General features: G+C 61.9%; 12 protein-coding genes. 9 read left to right on the forward strand and 3 right to left on the reverse strand.

Translation table 11 applies throughout. The features are described 5' to 3' along the window. The first annotated feature begins 23 nt into the window (after positions 1 to 23). The 6 genes from J0X03_RS00600 to J0X03_RS00625 all read left to right on the forward strand — a co-directional run bounded on the left by J0X03_RS00600 (position 24) and on the right by J0X03_RS00625 (position 6,867). Positions 24 to 950: a branched-chain amino acid transaminase gene (locus J0X03_RS00600; protein ID WP_033645378.1), complete on the forward strand. Its 927-nt coding sequence runs from the start codon at positions 24 to 26 to the stop codon at positions 948 to 950. Between the two features lie 107 nt (positions 951 to 1,057). Then, positions 1,058 to 2,908, forward strand: a complete 1,851-nt coding sequence (ilvD, locus tag J0X03_RS00605) for a dihydroxy-acid dehydratase (protein ID WP_015379395.1) — start codon at positions 1,058 to 1,060, stop codon at positions 2,906 to 2,908. Between the two features lie 5 nt (positions 2,909 to 2,913). Beyond that, positions 2,914 to 4,458, forward strand: coding sequence for a threonine ammonia-lyase, biosynthetic (ilvA, locus tag J0X03_RS00610; RefSeq protein WP_015379394.1), 1,545 nt, complete (start codon positions 2,914 to 2,916; stop codon positions 4,456 to 4,458). Positions 4,459 to 4,570: 112 nt separating this feature from the next. After that, positions 4,571 to 5,566 (forward strand): Ssp4 family T6SS effector, encoded by a 996-nt coding sequence (locus J0X03_RS00615; protein ID WP_033654501.1) that lies wholly within the window; start codon positions 4,571 to 4,573, stop codon positions 5,564 to 5,566. Next, positions 5,566 to 6,144 carry an immunity protein Sip4 gene (locus tag J0X03_RS00620; protein WP_099784568.1) on the forward strand — a complete coding sequence of 193 codons (579 nt, stop codon included), beginning with the start codon at positions 5,566 to 5,568 and terminating at the stop codon, positions 6,142 to 6,144. Before J0X03_RS00615 ends, J0X03_RS00620 begins: the two co-directional genes overlap by 1 nt. A gap of 21 nt (positions 6,145 to 6,165) precedes the next feature. After that, a complete protein-coding gene (locus J0X03_RS00625) occupies positions 6,166 to 6,867 on the forward strand; it encodes a DUF2461 domain-containing protein (protein WP_033645375.1) in 702 nt (233 codons plus the stop codon). Positions 6,868 to 6,877: 10 nt separating this feature from the next. On the opposite strand, the gene ilvY is transcribed toward J0X03_RS00625, so the two are convergent. Beyond that, complete coding sequence (ilvY, locus tag J0X03_RS00630) at positions 6,878 to 7,768, reverse strand: HTH-type transcriptional activator IlvY (protein WP_004929971.1); 891 nt, start codon at positions 7,766 to 7,768, stop codon at positions 6,878 to 6,880. 168 nt (positions 7,769 to 7,936) lie between these two features. On the opposite strand from ilvY, the gene ilvC reads away from it, so the two are divergent. After that, entirely contained in the window at positions 7,937 to 9,412 is a 1,476-nt protein-coding gene (ilvC, locus tag J0X03_RS00635; RefSeq protein WP_033636408.1) for a ketol-acid reductoisomerase, read from the forward strand. A 54-nt stretch (positions 9,413 to 9,466) separates the two neighbouring features. On the opposite strand, the gene kdgK is transcribed toward ilvC, so the two are convergent. Next, positions 9,467 to 10,402 carry a 2-dehydro-3-deoxygluconokinase gene (kdgK, locus tag J0X03_RS00640; protein WP_033645373.1) on the reverse strand — a complete coding sequence of 312 codons (936 nt, stop codon included), beginning with the start codon at positions 10,400 to 10,402 and terminating at the stop codon, positions 9,467 to 9,469. A gap of 236 nt (positions 10,403 to 10,638) precedes the next feature. On the opposite strand from kdgK, the gene pdeH reads away from it, so the two are divergent. Together pdeH and J0X03_RS00650 are read left to right on the forward strand one after the other, a co-directional pair. Continuing rightward, the gene (gene pdeH, locus J0X03_RS00645; RefSeq protein WP_047573347.1) at positions 10,639 to 11,430 is read left to right on the forward strand and encodes a cyclic-guanylate-specific phosphodiesterase; all 792 of its coding nucleotides are present in this window, start codon (positions 10,639 to 10,641) and stop codon (positions 11,428 to 11,430) included. Between the two features lie 91 nt (positions 11,431 to 11,521). Further along, positions 11,522 to 13,561, forward strand: coding sequence for an AsmA family protein (locus J0X03_RS00650; protein WP_033645371.1), 2,040 nt, complete (start codon positions 11,522 to 11,524; stop codon positions 13,559 to 13,561). Here J0X03_RS00650 and J0X03_RS00655 read toward each other — a convergent pair whose 3' ends face one another. Beyond that, a complete protein-coding gene (locus J0X03_RS00655) occupies positions 13,562 to 14,329 on the reverse strand; it encodes a CDP-diacylglycerol diphosphatase (RefSeq protein WP_072626779.1) in 768 nt (255 codons plus the stop codon). Positions 14,330 to 14,363 lie beyond the last annotated feature (34 nt).

Genomic DNA, 14,363 nt, shown 5'->3' on the forward strand with positions numbered 1-14,363 from the left:
GGCGCCGAGAAGGATAAATAACAATGACAAAGAAAGCCGATTACATTTGGTTCAATGGTGAGATGGTTCCTTGGGCCGAGGCCAAAGTGCACGTGATGTCGCACGCGTTGCATTACGGCACGTCGGTGTTTGAAGGCGTACGCTGCTATGACTCGCACTTGGGGCCGGTGGTATTCCGTCATCGCGAGCATATGCAGCGCCTGCACGATTCGGCGAAAATCTACCGCATGCCGGTGTCGCAAAGCGTCGACGAGCTGATGGAAGCCTGCCGCGCTACGCTGCGCAAGAACAACCTGGTCAGCGCGTACATTCGTCCGCTGGTGTTCGTCGGCGATGTCGGCATGGGCGTCAACCCGCCGGCCGGTTATAAAACGGACGTGATTATCGCGGCGTTTCCTTGGGGCGCTTATTTGGGTGAAGAAGCGCTGGATCAAGGCATCGATGCGATGGTCTCCTCCTGGCACCGCGTCGCACCAAACACGATCCCCACTGCGGCCAAGGCCGGCGGCAACTATCTTTCCTCCCTGCTGGTGGGCAGCGAAGCGCGCCGCCACGGCTATCAGGAAGGCATCGCGCTCGACGTGCACGGCTACATTTCCGAAGGGGCGGGCGAGAACCTGTTTGAAGTGAAAGACGGCGTGCTCTATACCCCGCCGTTCACCTCGTCGGCGCTGCCGGGCATCACCCGCGACGCGATCATTAAGCTGGCGAAAGACATGGGCTTCGACGTGCGCGAGCAGGTGCTGTCGCGCGAATCGCTGTACCTGGCCGACGAAGTGTTCATGTCCGGCACCGCGGCGGAAATCACGCCGGTGCGCAGCGTGGACGGCATTCAGGTCGGCATCGGCAAATGCGGCCCGGTGACCAAACAGATCCAACAGGCGTTCTTCGGCCTGTTCAGCGGCAAGACCGAAGACAAATACGGGTGGCTGGATCCGGTAAACCCGTAACGACAAGGCTCGCCGCGCAGCGTGGCGGACGACAAGACAGACAAGATAAGAAATATCCAGGCGGTTCGTTCGCCGCCTGCCATAAATACATTTGGAGTGAAAAGAGCATGCCTAAGTACCGTTCCGCCACCACCACCCACGGCCGCAATATGGCGGGTGCCCGCGCATTGTGGCGCGCGACCGGGATGACCGACGCCGATTTCGGCAAGCCGATCATCGCCGTGGTCAACTCCTTTACCCAGTTCGTGCCGGGCCACGTGCATCTGCGCGATCTGGGCAAACTGGTCGCCGAACAGATCGAAGCTTCAGGCGGCGTGGCCAAAGAGTTCAACACCATCGCGGTGGATGACGGCATCGCCATGGGCCACGGCGGCATGCTCTATTCCCTGCCGTCGCGCGAGCTGATCGCCGACTCGGTCGAATACATGGTGAACGCCCACTGCGCCGACGCGATGGTGTGCATCTCCAACTGCGACAAAATCACCCCGGGCATGCTGATGGCGGCGTTGCGCCTGAACATTCCGGTGATCTTCGTTTCCGGCGGCCCGATGGAAGCCGGCAAAACCAAACTCTCCAACCAGATCATCAAGCTGGATCTGGTGGACGCGATGATCCAGGGCGCGAACCCGAACGTCAGCGACGCCGACAGCGAGCAGATCGAGCGTTCCGCCTGCCCGACCTGCGGCTCTTGCTCCGGCATGTTCACCGCCAACTCGATGAACTGCCTGACCGAAGCGCTGGGCCTGTCGCAGCCGGGCAACGGTTCGCTGCTGGCCACCCACGCCGATCGCAAGGAACTGTTCCTCAACGCCGGCAAGCGCATCGTCGAGCTGACCAAACGCTATTACGAGCAGGACGACGAGAGCGCGCTGCCGCGCAATATCGCCAACAAGGCGGCATTTGAAAACGCCATGACGCTGGACATCGCCATGGGCGGCTCGACCAACACCGTGCTGCACCTGCTGGCTTCGGCGCAGGAAGGCGAGGTGGACTTCACCATGGAAGACATCGATCGCCTGTCGCGCAAAGTGCCGCACCTGTGCAAGGTGGCGCCGAGCACGCAGAAATATCACATGGAAGACGTGCACCGCGCCGGTGGCGTGATCGGTATCCTCGGCGAGCTGGATCGCGCCGGCTTGCTGAACCGCGAGGTGAACAACGTATTGGGGCTGACCCTGCCGCAGACGCTGGAAGCCTACGACGTGATGCTGACCCGCGACGAAAGCGTCAAGAAAATGTACTCCGCCGGGCCGGCCGGTATCCGCACCACGCAGGCATTCTCCCAGGATTGCCGCTGGGATTCGCTGGACACCGACCGCAAGGAAGGTTGCATCCGCACCCGTGAGCACGCTTACAGTCAGGACGGCGGGTTGGCGGTGCTGTACGGCAACCTGGCGGAAAACGGTTGCATCGTCAAAACCGCCGGCGTCGACAAGGAAATCCTCACCTTCCGCGGCCCGGCCAAAGTGTATGAAAGCCAGGACGACGCGGTAGAAGCGATCCTCGGCGGCAAAGTCGTGGCGGGCGACGTAGTGGTGATTCGCTACGAAGGGCCGAAAGGCGGGCCGGGCATGCAGGAAATGCTTTACCCAACCACCTACCTGAAATCGATGGGGCTGGGCAAGGCGTGCGCGCTGATCACCGACGGGCGTTTCTCCGGCGGCACCTCCGGGTTGTCCATCGGCCACGCTTCGCCGGAAGCGGCTAACGGCGGCCTGATCGCCCTGGTGCAGGACGGCGACATGATCGCGATCGACATTCCTCATCGCGGCATCCAGCTGGATGTCAGCGAGCAGGAGTTGGCGGCGCGGCATGAGGCGGAACTGGCGCGCGGCGACGCGGCCTGGACGCCGAAAAATCGTGAACGTCAGGTGTCCTTCGCGCTGCGCGCCTACGCCTCGTTGGCCACCAGCGCCGACAAAGGCGCGGTGCGCGACAAGAGCAAACTGGGGGGATAAGCAGCATGGCGGTCTCTCAACCCCTACCCAGCGCCCCCTGCGGCGCGGAATATCTGCGAGCGGTACTGCGCTCGCCGGTTTACGAGGTGGCGCAAGTCACCCCGTTGCAGGCCATGAGCAAAATCTCTTCGCGCCTCGGCAACACCATTTTGGTGAAGCGCGAAGATCGCCAGCCGGTGCACAGCTTCAAGCTGCGCGGGGCCTATGCGATGATCGCCGGGCTGGACGAAGAGCAGAAGGCGCGCGGCGTCGTGACGGCTTCGGCCGGCAACCACGCGCAGGGCGTCGCCTTCTCCGGTAAACGGCTGGGCATCAAAACGCTGATCGTGATGCCGGTGTCCACCGCGGACATCAAGGTGGATGCGGTGCGCGGCTTCGGCGGCGAAGTGTTGCTGCACGGCGCCAATTTCGACGAGGCAAAAGCAAAGGCGATCGAGCTTTCCCAACAGCAGGGCATGACCTTTGTGCCGCCGTTCGATCACCCGACGGTGATCGCCGGGCAGGGCACGCTGGCGATGGAGCTGCTGCAGCAAGACGCGCATCTGGATCGGGTTTTCGTGCCGGTCGGCGGCGGCGGCCTGGCCGCCGGGGTGGCGGTGCTGATCAAACAGCTGATGCCGCAGATCAAAGTGATCGGCGTCGAAGCGGAAGACTCCGCCTGCCTGCGCGCGGCGCTGGATGCCGGCCATCCGGTGGATCTGGCGCGCGTCGGGCTGTTCGCCGAAGGCGTGGCGGTGAAGCGCATCGGCGACGAAACCTTCCGCCTGTGCCGTGAGTATCTGGACGACGTGATCACCGTGGACAGCGACGCCATCTGCGCGGCGGTCAAAGATCTGTTCGAGGACGTGCGCGCCATTGCCGAACCTTCCGGCGCGCTGGCTTTGGCGGGGCTGAAAAAGTACGTCCAGCAGCACAACATTCAGGGTGAGCGTCTCGCGCACGTGCTGTCCGGCGCCAATCTCAACTTCCACGGGCTGCGCTATGTTTCCGAGCGTTGCGAACTGGGCGAACAGCGCGAAGCGCTGCTGGCGGTGACCATTCCGGAACAGCAGGGCAGCTTCCTCAAGTTCTGCCAACTGCTGGGCGGGCGCTCGGTGACCGAATTCAACTACCGCTACGCCGATGCCGACAACGCCTGCATTTTCGTCGGCGTGCGGCTGACGCGCGGCCACGCCGAACGGCGGGAGATCATCGACGAACTCAACGCCGACGGTTATCAGGTGGTGGATCTGTCGGACGACGAGATGGCTAAACTGCACGTGCGCTACATGGTGGGCGGGCGTCCGTCGAAGCCGCTGCGCGAACGGCTGTACAGCTTTGAGTTTCCGGAGTCGCCGGGCGCGCTGCTGAAGTTCCTGCAGACGCTGGGCACGCACTGGAACATCTCGCTGTTCCACTATCGCAGCCACGGCACCGACTTCGGCCGGGTGCTGGCGGCCTTCGAACTGGCGCAAAGCGAGCCGGAATTCGAGCGGCACCTGCAGGCGCTGGGCTACGATTGCCACGACGAAACCGACAACCCGGCGTTCCGCTTCTTTTTGCAGGGGTGAGTCGGATTGATAAGTAACCGTGACGCATTAGTCAGTTTATGGGTTGCGCGGTTGTGATTTTGTCGTGCATTTTTATACTGCCAAGACTTCTGACGTATAGGGATGCACGACAATGAAAACTGCTTTTTCTACGCCGTTCGGTTCTCCCGAAGACGATTTGACCAACGCCGAGTTTGCCCGCCTGTTGGGCAATACCGGCGTACAAGAATTCTATCGCGATATTAATCTGCAAGCCCTGCAGGACTCTCTGGACTGCAGCCTCGCCTTTCATGGCGTGGGGATTATTTTTTCCGACGGGCAAAACTCATTTTTAGTTCGTCCGACGCAGCACACCGGTTATTCGAACGCTTCGCAGGTCACTCATGTGGTCATCAGCAAAACGGTGGCTCATACTTCGCGCGTTGCCGCAACCAATACGCTGTCGGAAGCGCTGAGCAAACCCAGCGTCAGCAAAGAGTTGGCCTCGGCCGCGCTGTCGTGCGGAACGCTGCTGGTATCGGTATTTTTACTGGCGTCGGGCAGCGTCGCCGTGCCGTTTACCGGCGGCACCAGCTCAGCGGTGGCTTATCTGGGCTATGCCGGCATGGCCGCCAGCGCGCTGCAGTGCGGCAATGGGCTGTACCGCGTCAACAAGCTTTATGACGGGAAAGGGGATGAATTGGCTCAGCTCGATTCAGAGCAGTGGTATATCGCCACCAGTACCGTGCTCGATGTGATCTCGCTGGCCAGCGCCGGGGCCGCCCTGAAGGAAGCGACGATGACCTATCGCGCCATGCGCCGCATTTCGGCGCGCAAGGCGACGGAATGGCTGAAAAGCATGCCCCGCAGCGAAAGGAAGCGGCTGACCGAAAACATCATTCGGGCGGAAAACCCGGGGATTTCCAATAACGTCTTGAAAGAGATGGTGAAGAACGGTTTATACCCGAAGCGCTATCCGACGGAAGCGATCCAAAACGGGTTGCGTCAGCAATTGCATTCGGCGCTCAATAACTCATTGACGTTCGTGGGCAGCGGCATCAGCGGCACCCTGTCTGCACCGGTGAATGTGAAAACCACCGGGCAGTATTTTGTGGGCATTATGCAGAAATTGCCGCAGATGGTGAGGTAATGGCGGACTGGATGATTAAACGCCTGATCGTGCAGGGCCGGGAGATGGAAAGCCAAATCGCGGCGCGCGATCGTGCGCTTTTCGCCGGCGTGGATGCGCAGCTCGAGCAGCATTTCATGACGCCGGGCCAGCGGCTGTCACCGCCGGGCGTCGGCAACGTCATGCTGCTGATGGTGTGCCTGATGCTGGGCCTGGCGGGCGTGATGGGTCTGGTCACGGATGTGGCGGCCGCCTGGAGCGGCAAGACCTCCGCCGCCGTGTTGATGGGCAGCGGCGCGATCGTGGCGGTGTGGATGACGCTGATCCTGTTCCAACTGGTGCAGGGTAAAAACAGCGGGGTGGTATTGCTGCAATATTACCTTGGCATGCTCGGTCTGTGTTGCCTCGGCGCCGCGGCGGCGTGGGCGGCGGGCATGACCGGCATCGCCACCGGCGCCCTGCTGCTGGGGGGCGCGGTTGGCGGGGCGCTGTTCAGCAACCGGGCGGCGTTCTACCTGTATGTCGCCTATTTCCGCACGCGTCGGCGCGTGTTTATCAAACGCCGTTGGCAGAGGGAAGATCTGCGCAATACCCGATAAACCGTCAGAACGGAAAAACTTATGACGCAACCTTTCTCCGGCTTTAGCCAGCAGGGCCTGAATTTCCTGCAGCAGGTGCGGATCGAGAACGATAAGGCGTGGTTCGACGGCAACCGCGACATCTACGATCGCGAGCTGCTGGCGCCGTTTCGCGCGCTGGTGGAGCAGCTTGCTCCCGGCATGCTGGCGATCGATCCGCAGTTCGAGACCCGCCCGGCGATCGGCAAAACGCTGTCGCGCATTCATCGCGATACGCGGTTTTCTCACGACAAGTCGCGCTACCGCAGCCGCATGTGGCTCACGTTCAAGCGCCCGAGCAAAGACTGGAAAGATGCGCCGGTCTACTTTTTCGAACTGGGGCCGGACATGCTGCGCTATGGGCTCGGTTACTACAGCGCCAACAAGCCGACCATGGATCTGTTCCGCCATACGCTGAAACAGCGGCCGCAGCTTTTCCTGGAGGTGGCCGCCTGTTGCCGGCCGCCGTTCGAGCTGGTGGGCGAGAGCTACAAGCGTCCGCTGGTCAAGGAGCAGGCGGCGGAGATCGCCACCTGGTACAACCGCAAATCGTTCGCGGTGATGGTGACGGACAGCGAAGTGGAAAAGCTGTTCAACGCCGATCTGGCGCCGCTGCTGGCCGGGGCATTTTTGCAGCTTGAGCCGCTCTATCACTGGCTGATGCAGGTGGAGGCGATGAAGCAGGTCGATCCGGCCGACCTGTAAAAACCCCGCGTCAGCGGGGATGCAGCAATCGCCAAAAGGCGTCGATCAGCGGATCGCTGAGGCGTTTTTTCTGGACGCAGACCCCCAACTCGAACGGTTCGACCATCGAGATGTTATCCAACTGCGAGATGCGGTTGCGCACCGGTTCCGGGCTGTTGTCCACCACTACGCTCGGGATCAGCGCGATGCCGCAGCCCAGGGCCACCATCGACACGATGGCTTCGTGGCCGCCGACGGTGGCGTAAATCAGCGGATTGCTGATGCGGTGACGGCGGAACCACAGTTCGATGCGTTTTCGCGAAGGGCCGTGCTCCGGCAAGATGAAGGGGATCTCGGCCCAGTCGGGCTTGTCGGCGAACGCCTGGCTGCGCACCGCGCAGGGCAGCGCCGGCGCGATCAGCACCAGCGGAATTTCGCCGATTTTGGTGAACGCCACGCTGGCGGGCAGCGTTTCCGGCCGGCCGGCGATGCCGAGATCGGCCTCGTTGGACTGCACCTTGTCGACCGCGTCGGCGGCGTCGCCGGTGGTCAGCTTGATCTCTACCAGCGGGTGCTGTGCGCGGAAGCGATCGAGGATCGGCGGCAGGTGGCTGTACGCGGCAGTCACCGAGCAGAACAGCCGCAGTTCGCCGCTCAGCGAAGGGCCGTGCTGGCCGAGCGAGTGCTTGAGCTGCTGATATTGCAGCAGCGTTTGCTGGGCGAATTCTTTCAGCTGTTCGCCGGCGTCGGTGAGCTGCACGGTGCGGTTATCGCGCAGGAACAGCGGCTGCCCGAGGATCTCTTCCAGCCGCTGGATCTGGCGGGAGAGCGTCGACGGGCTGACGTGCATCGCCTTGGCGGTGCGCCCGAAGTGATGGCTTTCGGCCAGATGCAGGAACAGCTTTAAATCACGTAAATCCATATCGATACGCTCGCAGTGAGAGTGTTGCAAAAATTGCAATATCACGTTCTCAATATATCAATTTAAGCAACGCATTTCCTGTTATACATTGAGTTTAACGAATCTCCGCACAGACAGGGCGGGGAATGAAAATAACAATGCAAGACAACATCAAACCGGAGTACCACCATGGCTAACTATTTCAACACATTGAACCTGCGTCAGCAGTTGGCGCAATTGGGTAAATGCCGCTTTATGGCGCGCGACGAATTTGCTGACGAAGCCGGCTACCTGAAAGGTAAAAAAGTGGTGATTGTCGGCTGTGGCGCCCAGGGGCTGAACCAGGGTCTGAACATGCGCGATTCCGGTCTGGATGTCGCCTATGCCCTGCGCAAAGAAGCGATCGACGAGAAGCGCGCTTCCTGGCGCAAGGCGACCGAAAATGGCTTCAAGGTCGGCACCTACGAAGACCTGATCCCGCAGGCAGATCTGGTGGTCAACCTGACGCCGGACAAGCAGCACTCTTCCGTAGTGCGCGCGGTGCAGCCGCTGATGAAAGACGGCGCGGCGCTGGGTTACTCCCACGGCTTCAACATCGTTGAAGTGGGTGAGCAGGTGCGTAAAGACATCACCGTGGTGATGGTCGCGCCGAAATGCCCGGGCACCGAAGTGCGTGAAGAGTACAAGCGCGGCTTCGGCGTGCCGACCCTGATTGCGGTTCACCCGGAAAACGATCCGAAAGGCGAAGGCATGGCGATCGCCAAGGCCTGGGCGGCGGCGACCGGCGGCCACCGCGCCGGCGTGCTGGAGTCTTCCTTCGTTGCCGAAGTGAAATCCGATTTGATGGGCGAGCAGACCATTCTGTGCGGCATGCTGCAGGCGGGTTCGCTGCTGTGCTTCGACAAGCTGGTTGCTGAGGGCACCGATCCGGCTTACGCCGAGAAACTGATTCAGTTCGGCTGGGAAACCATCACCGAAGCGCTGAAGCAGGGCGGCATCACCCTGATGATGGATCGCCTGTCCAACCCGGCCAAGCTGCGTGCCTATGCGCTGTCCGAACAGCTGAAAACCATCATGGCGCCGCTGTTCCAGAAGCACATGGACGACATCATTTCCGGCGCGTTCTCCAGCGGCATGATGGCCGACTGGGCGGAAGACGACGTGAAACTGCTGACCTGGCGCGAAGAGACCGGCAAAACCGCATTCGAGAATGCGCCGCAGTTTGAAGGCAAGATCAGCGAGCAAGAGTACTTCGATCACGGCGTGCTGATGGTGGCGATGGTGAAAGCGGGCGTTGAGCTGGCGTTCGAAACCATGGTCGATGCCGGCATCATCGAAGAGTCGGCTTACTATGAGTCGCTGCACGAGCTGCCGCTGATCGCCAACACCATTGCGCGTAAGCGTCTGTATGAAATGAACGTGGTTATCTCCGATACCGCAGAGTACGGCAACTACCTGTTCGCCAACGCGGCGGTGCCGCTGCTGAAGGACTTCATGACCACCCTGCAGGCGGGCGATTTGGGCAAAGCCGTGGCGGGTACGGCGGTGGACAATGCGCAGCTGCGCGACGTGAACGAAGCGGTGCGCAGCCACCCTATCGAAACCGTCGGCCGTAAACTGCGCGGCTACATGACCGATATGAAACGCATCGCCGTCGCGGGCTGATTTTCCGCAAGGCAAAGCACAAAGAGAAAGAGCCGGCAGCGATGCCGGCTTTTTTTATGCCTCCGGCATCATTGCGGCGGGAATGATGGCGCCGCGATGCTGGATCACCGTAGCGGCCAGCAGATGGCCGCGCTGCGCCGCCCGTTGGGCGCTGCCGCCGTTCAGGCGGGCCGCCAGGTAACCGGCGCTGAAAGAATCGCCCGCTGCGGTGGTGTCGACGACACGCTCTGGCGGCAGCGCGATCGCCGGCACCTCAAGTTTCTCCCCTGCCATACTGAACACCAGGCAGGCGTGCGCGCCGCGTTTGATGACGATCTCGCCGACGCCGAGCGCCTGCGTGCGAGCTACCGCCTGTTCGATAGGCTGCGCTCCCCACAGCAACTCTTCGTCATCCAGCGTCAGAAAAGCGATGTCGGTACAGGCCAGCACCTCGCGGTAGGCCTGCTGCGTTTCCTCACGGCTTTGCCACAGGCGCGGACGGTAATTGTTGTCGAAGATCACCTTGCCGCCGTTGGCGCGACAGCGGCGCAGCAGCGCCAGCAGTTTCATGCGATCGGCAGGCGCGAGGATCGCCAGGCTAATGCCGCTGAGGTACAAGTAATCGAACTGCGCCAGCCGTTCGCACAGTGCGTCGGCCTGCGGTCCCGCAAGCCAATACCGGGCGGCGGCGTCATTGCGCCAGTAGTAGAAAGTACGTTCGCCGGCGGCGTCGGTTTCGATGAGGTACAGGCCCGGCAGCTTGTTGTCGAATTGCTGAATCAACCCGGTCTCGATCTTCTCCTGCCGCCAGGCCTGCAGCATGTCGCCGCTGAAACTGTCGGTGCCGAGTGCGGTGACATAATGCACCCGTAGCGTCTGTTCCGGCATTTGGCGGGCGAGGTAGACGGCGGTGTTGAGGGTATCGCCGCCAAAGCCGCGCGTCAGCTGTGCGCCCTGCTGCGACAGCTCGATCATGCATTCGCCGATCACGGCGAGATTTCGGATAGTCATCGTCAATAAGCCCTGGCTAAAGAAGAAGCAATAGCTGTCAGTCTCCACGCAAGGCGGTCAGGGAGTCAATAAATTAAAACGGCGTTTTAATTTTTTATGATCGCGATCGGCGAACGCGGGCAGGACGGAGGCGAAACGGGCGGCAATTCGGCTTAAAGTTTTACGCTGCGTTGCCGATAAGCTGGGTAAAGAAACAGCGGCAGCGCTCTCATTTCCCCGCCACGGCGATAGTACCGATGATAACCAATCTGATCTCTGGTCTGCTGGCGCCTTGTTTTGCCCTCTATGCCTGCGCCAAATCGCGGCGCTACTGGCGGCAATGCCGGCGCTTGTATACCTTCCAGCCGATTTATCGCACCAGCGGCGCGCTGCTGGCGGTGGAACTGCTGACGGCGGTGTATCACCCGAATGAGCCGGACAAGCGGCAATCCCCGGAGCATTATTTTTCCGCGCTCGGCGTCGCCCAGCGCTTGCGGGTGATCCAGGAACAGCTGGCGCTGTTGCAGCGCTGGCAGGCGTTGTTCATTCGTCACGCGGTGATGGTGTCGGTCAATATCGACGGCATCGCGCTGCAAGCGTTGCAGCGCCATAGCGCGTTGCAACGGCAGATCGCCGAGATGCCTTATCTGCGCTTCGAGCTGGTGGAGCACGCCGAAACGGCGTCAAACCGCCCGCTGCAGCAGATCGTCGGCGGCGAGCGGCTGTGGCTGGACGATTTCGGCAGCGGGCTGGCCAACTTCTCCGCCGTCGGCGCCTGGCGTTATCAATACATCAAGGTGGCGCGCGAATTGTTTACCTTGCTCAAACAGTCGGAAGAGGGTGTCCAGCTGCTCGGCACCCTGATCAAGATGATGAACCAGCACAGCGACGGGGTGATCGTCGAGGGCGTGGAAACCGAACAAGAGTGGCGGCTGGTGCAGCGTTCCGGCGCGTTGGCCGCTCAGGGCTACTACCTTTCCCGCCCGGCGTGCTTTGAAACTCTGCACAGCGTGCCGACGCTGTTCGCCGCGCCCGGCACGCCGGCGTGAACTCCGGCCTATCCTCAGCTAGGCTTAAACGGGGCTGCTAACTCCTTTTCCTTTCATTCGGCAGCCCGATTTATGCGCTGAGGGAGCCGCTATGACAAGAACAGGAAAGGTTTTCAGCTGGCTGGGCGGCATTGTGCTGCTACTGATCGTCGCGCTGGCGATCTTCATTGCTACCTTCGACTGGAATCGACTCAAGCCTACCATCAACGACAAAGTGTCGGCCGAACTGCGGCGACCGTTCGCCATTCGCGGCGATCTGGGCGTCGACTGGTCGCGCAATCCGGATGAGGGCGGCTGGCGCGCCTGGGTGCCCTGGCCGCATATTCACGCCGAAGACGTGTGGCTGGGTAACCCGAAAAACATGCCCGGCGACAGCATGGTGACGCTGCAGCGCGTCGACGCCAGCATTGCGCCGCTGGCGCTGCTGGGTAAAGAGCTGCTGATCCCGCGCATCTGGCTGAAGCAGCCGAATGCTTCGTTGCAACGTCTGGCCAACGGCGACAACAACTGGACGTTTGACCTGGCCGCCGGCCAAGATCCCAAGCAGCCGCCTTCCGACTGGTCGTTCACCGTTCACGACATCGTATTCGACAAGGGGCAGATCGCCTTTAAAGACGCCACGCTGAAGGCGGATTTCCGCGCCGTCATCGATCCGCTCGGCAAGCCGTTGCCGTTCAGTGAAGTGACCGGCAAACAGGGCGGCGACAAGACCGCGACCCCCGATTACGTTTTCGGCTGGCAGGTGAAGGGCAAATATAACGGCGAACCGTTGAGCGGCAGCGGCAAGATTGGCGGCATGCTGTCGCTGCAGAGCGCCGATTTGCCGTTCCCGCTGCAGGCCGATGTGCGCTCCGGCAGCACCCGGGTGGTGGTCGCGGGCACCTTGTCCGATCCGCTGAACCTCGGCGGCCTGGATGTACAGCTGAAATTTTCCGGTGAAAGCCTGAGCAACCTCTATGGCCTGACCGGCGTGTTGTTGCCGAATACCCCGCCGTATGCGACCGATGGTCATCTGACCGCCCGTCTGCATCAGCCGGGCGGCGCGGTGTTTGAGTACCAGAAATTCGACGGAAAAATCGGCGACAGCGACATTCACGGCAGCTTGAAGTACGTTGCCGGTAAACCGCGGCCCACGCTGAGCGGCGCGGTGAACTCCCGGCAGCTGAGGTTGGCGGATCTGGCGCCGCTGATCGGCGCCGACTCCAACGCCGCCAAAGCCGGGCGCGGCGAGAAAAGCCGTCAGCCTGCGGATAAGGTGCTGCCGGTCGAACAGTTCGATACGCAAAGCTGGAGCAAGATGGATGCGGACGTGAAGTTTGCCGCCGCGCGCATTGAACGCGGCAGCGATTTGCCGCTGAGCGATCTGGCCACGCACCTGAAGCTGAACAATGGCGAACTGCGCCTGGATCCGCTGCGCTTCGGCATGGCGGGCGGCAGCCTGAACGCCGTCGTGCGCCTCGACGGCGGCAAAAAGCCGATGCGCGGGCAGGTGGATATGCATGCACGCAAACTTCAGCTTAAACAGCTGTTGCCGAATGTGGAGGCGATGAAGCGCAGCCTCGGGCAGATGAACGGCGACGCCAGGCTGACGGGCAGCGGCAATTCGGTGGCCGAGCTGCTGGCGACCAGCAACGGCGATCTGCGCCTGCTGATCAATAACGGGGTGATCAGCCGTAGCTTGATGGAGATCCTCGGTCTGAACGTCGGTAACTATCTGGTGGCGCAGCTGTTCGGTGACGACGTGGTGGGCATCAACTGCGCGGCGGCGGACGTCGGCATCCGCAGCGGCGTCGCCGCACCGCGACTGTTCGTGTTCGACACCGAAAACGCGGTGATCAACATCACCGGCAACACCAACCTCGCCACCGAACGGCTGGATTTATCCATCGATCCGGAAAGCAAGGGCATGCGCGTGCTGACCCTGCGATCGCCGCTGTACGTGAAAGGCACCTTCAAGCATCCGGACGCCGGGGTCAAAGCCGGGCCGCTGATCGCGCGCGGCGCGGCGGCGGTGGCGTTGGGGGCGGTGCTGACGCCGGCGGCGGCGCTGCTGGCGCTGGTCTCGCCCAGTGAAGGCGGCGAGGAGAACCAGTGCGGGCAGATCCTGCGGGAGATGAAAGGCAAAAAATAATCAGGTGCGCGGCGGCGGCGTGAGCAGCCGGCAGTCGTGATCCTGGATCTCTTCCGCCGAGGCCAGGGTGAACGGCAGCAGGCTGCGCTCGGTTGCCAGCAGCAGGAAATCCCCGTCCGGCAGCGCGGTCATCGCCAGGCCGAAGCTGCCCATGCGCCCGTCGGCGCGCGGCAGGCCGGAGGCCAGCAGGCGGAAGGCGCCCTGTTGTTCCAGTTCGGCGGGGGTCACCCGCCGCCCCAGATAGTCATGCCCCAACAGGCCGCCGGGCAGCGGTTGCCATTGCTCGATGAAATGGGGGCCGATCTGCGCCAGCCGCTGTTTTACCGCCGGCAGCAGGCAGGAGATATGAATGTGCAGCTGGTTTTGCGTGCGGCCATATTCCGAATTGATCGCCAGTGAAATATCGCCGTCGTCGATCGGTTTGCCATAGCGTTCCGCCATCACGTGGCGCGCGCGCCAGGCCTGGGCGAAGAAATTCGGCGTGGCGGCGTCCAGCACCGCCGGGCTTTCGATACCGGTGATTTTGGCGCTGGGCATCAGCAGGTATTGCAGCGGCCCGTTGCGATCTTTAAACACCACGAAACCGGCCTGCACATCCACCTGCGCGCAGGGCGCCGGGTTGTCATGCGCCTGCTGATTGGGCAGACATTGCTGGCTGACGATGCGCCACAGCGCATCGGGATGGTCGGGTTTCAACCCGTAATAGAGCGCGATGGCGAGAGCCGCCAGCAGCGCCACGCAGACAAATACCCCACGACGCAGAGACATCGGCCGATCCTGTTACCGAGAGAAACGTCCAGCA

The organism is Serratia ureilytica (genome assembly GCF_017309605.1).
Taxonomy (GTDB): domain Bacteria; phylum Pseudomonadota; class Gammaproteobacteria; order Enterobacterales; family Enterobacteriaceae; genus Serratia; species Serratia ureilytica.

Coding starts and splice junctions, on each gene's coding strand:
- ilvY (WP_004929971.1), bottom strand. CDS start 7,768: ATGGATTTACGTGATTTAAAGCTGTTCCTGCATCTGGCCGAAAGCCAT.
- ilvD (WP_015379395.1), top strand. CDS start 1,058: ATGCCTAAGTACCGTTCCGCCACCACCACCCACGGCCGCAATATGGCG.
- kdgK (WP_033645373.1), bottom strand. CDS start 10,402: ATGACTATCCGAAATCTCGCCGTGATCGGCGAATGCATGATCGAGCTG.
- J0X03_RS00600 (WP_033645378.1), top strand. CDS start 24: ATGACAAAGAAAGCCGATTACATTTGGTTCAATGGTGAGATGGTTCCT.
- pdeH (WP_047573347.1), top strand. CDS start 10,639: ATGATAACCAATCTGATCTCTGGTCTGCTGGCGCCTTGTTTTGCCCTC.
- J0X03_RS00650 (WP_033645371.1), top strand. CDS start 11,522: ATGACAAGAACAGGAAAGGTTTTCAGCTGGCTGGGCGGCATTGTGCTG.
- J0X03_RS00655 (WP_072626779.1), bottom strand. CDS start 14,329: ATGTCTCTGCGTCGTGGGGTATTTGTCTGCGTGGCGCTGCTGGCGGCT.
- ilvC (WP_033636408.1), top strand. CDS start 7,937: ATGGCTAACTATTTCAACACATTGAACCTGCGTCAGCAGTTGGCGCAA.
- J0X03_RS00620 (WP_099784568.1), top strand. CDS start 5,566: ATGGCGGACTGGATGATTAAACGCCTGATCGTGCAGGGCCGGGAGATG.
- ilvA (WP_015379394.1), top strand. CDS start 2,914: ATGGCGGTCTCTCAACCCCTACCCAGCGCCCCCTGCGGCGCGGAATAT.
- J0X03_RS00625 (WP_033645375.1), top strand. CDS start 6,166: ATGACGCAACCTTTCTCCGGCTTTAGCCAGCAGGGCCTGAATTTCCTG.
- J0X03_RS00615 (WP_033654501.1), top strand. CDS start 4,571: ATGAAAACTGCTTTTTCTACGCCGTTCGGTTCTCCCGAAGACGATTTG.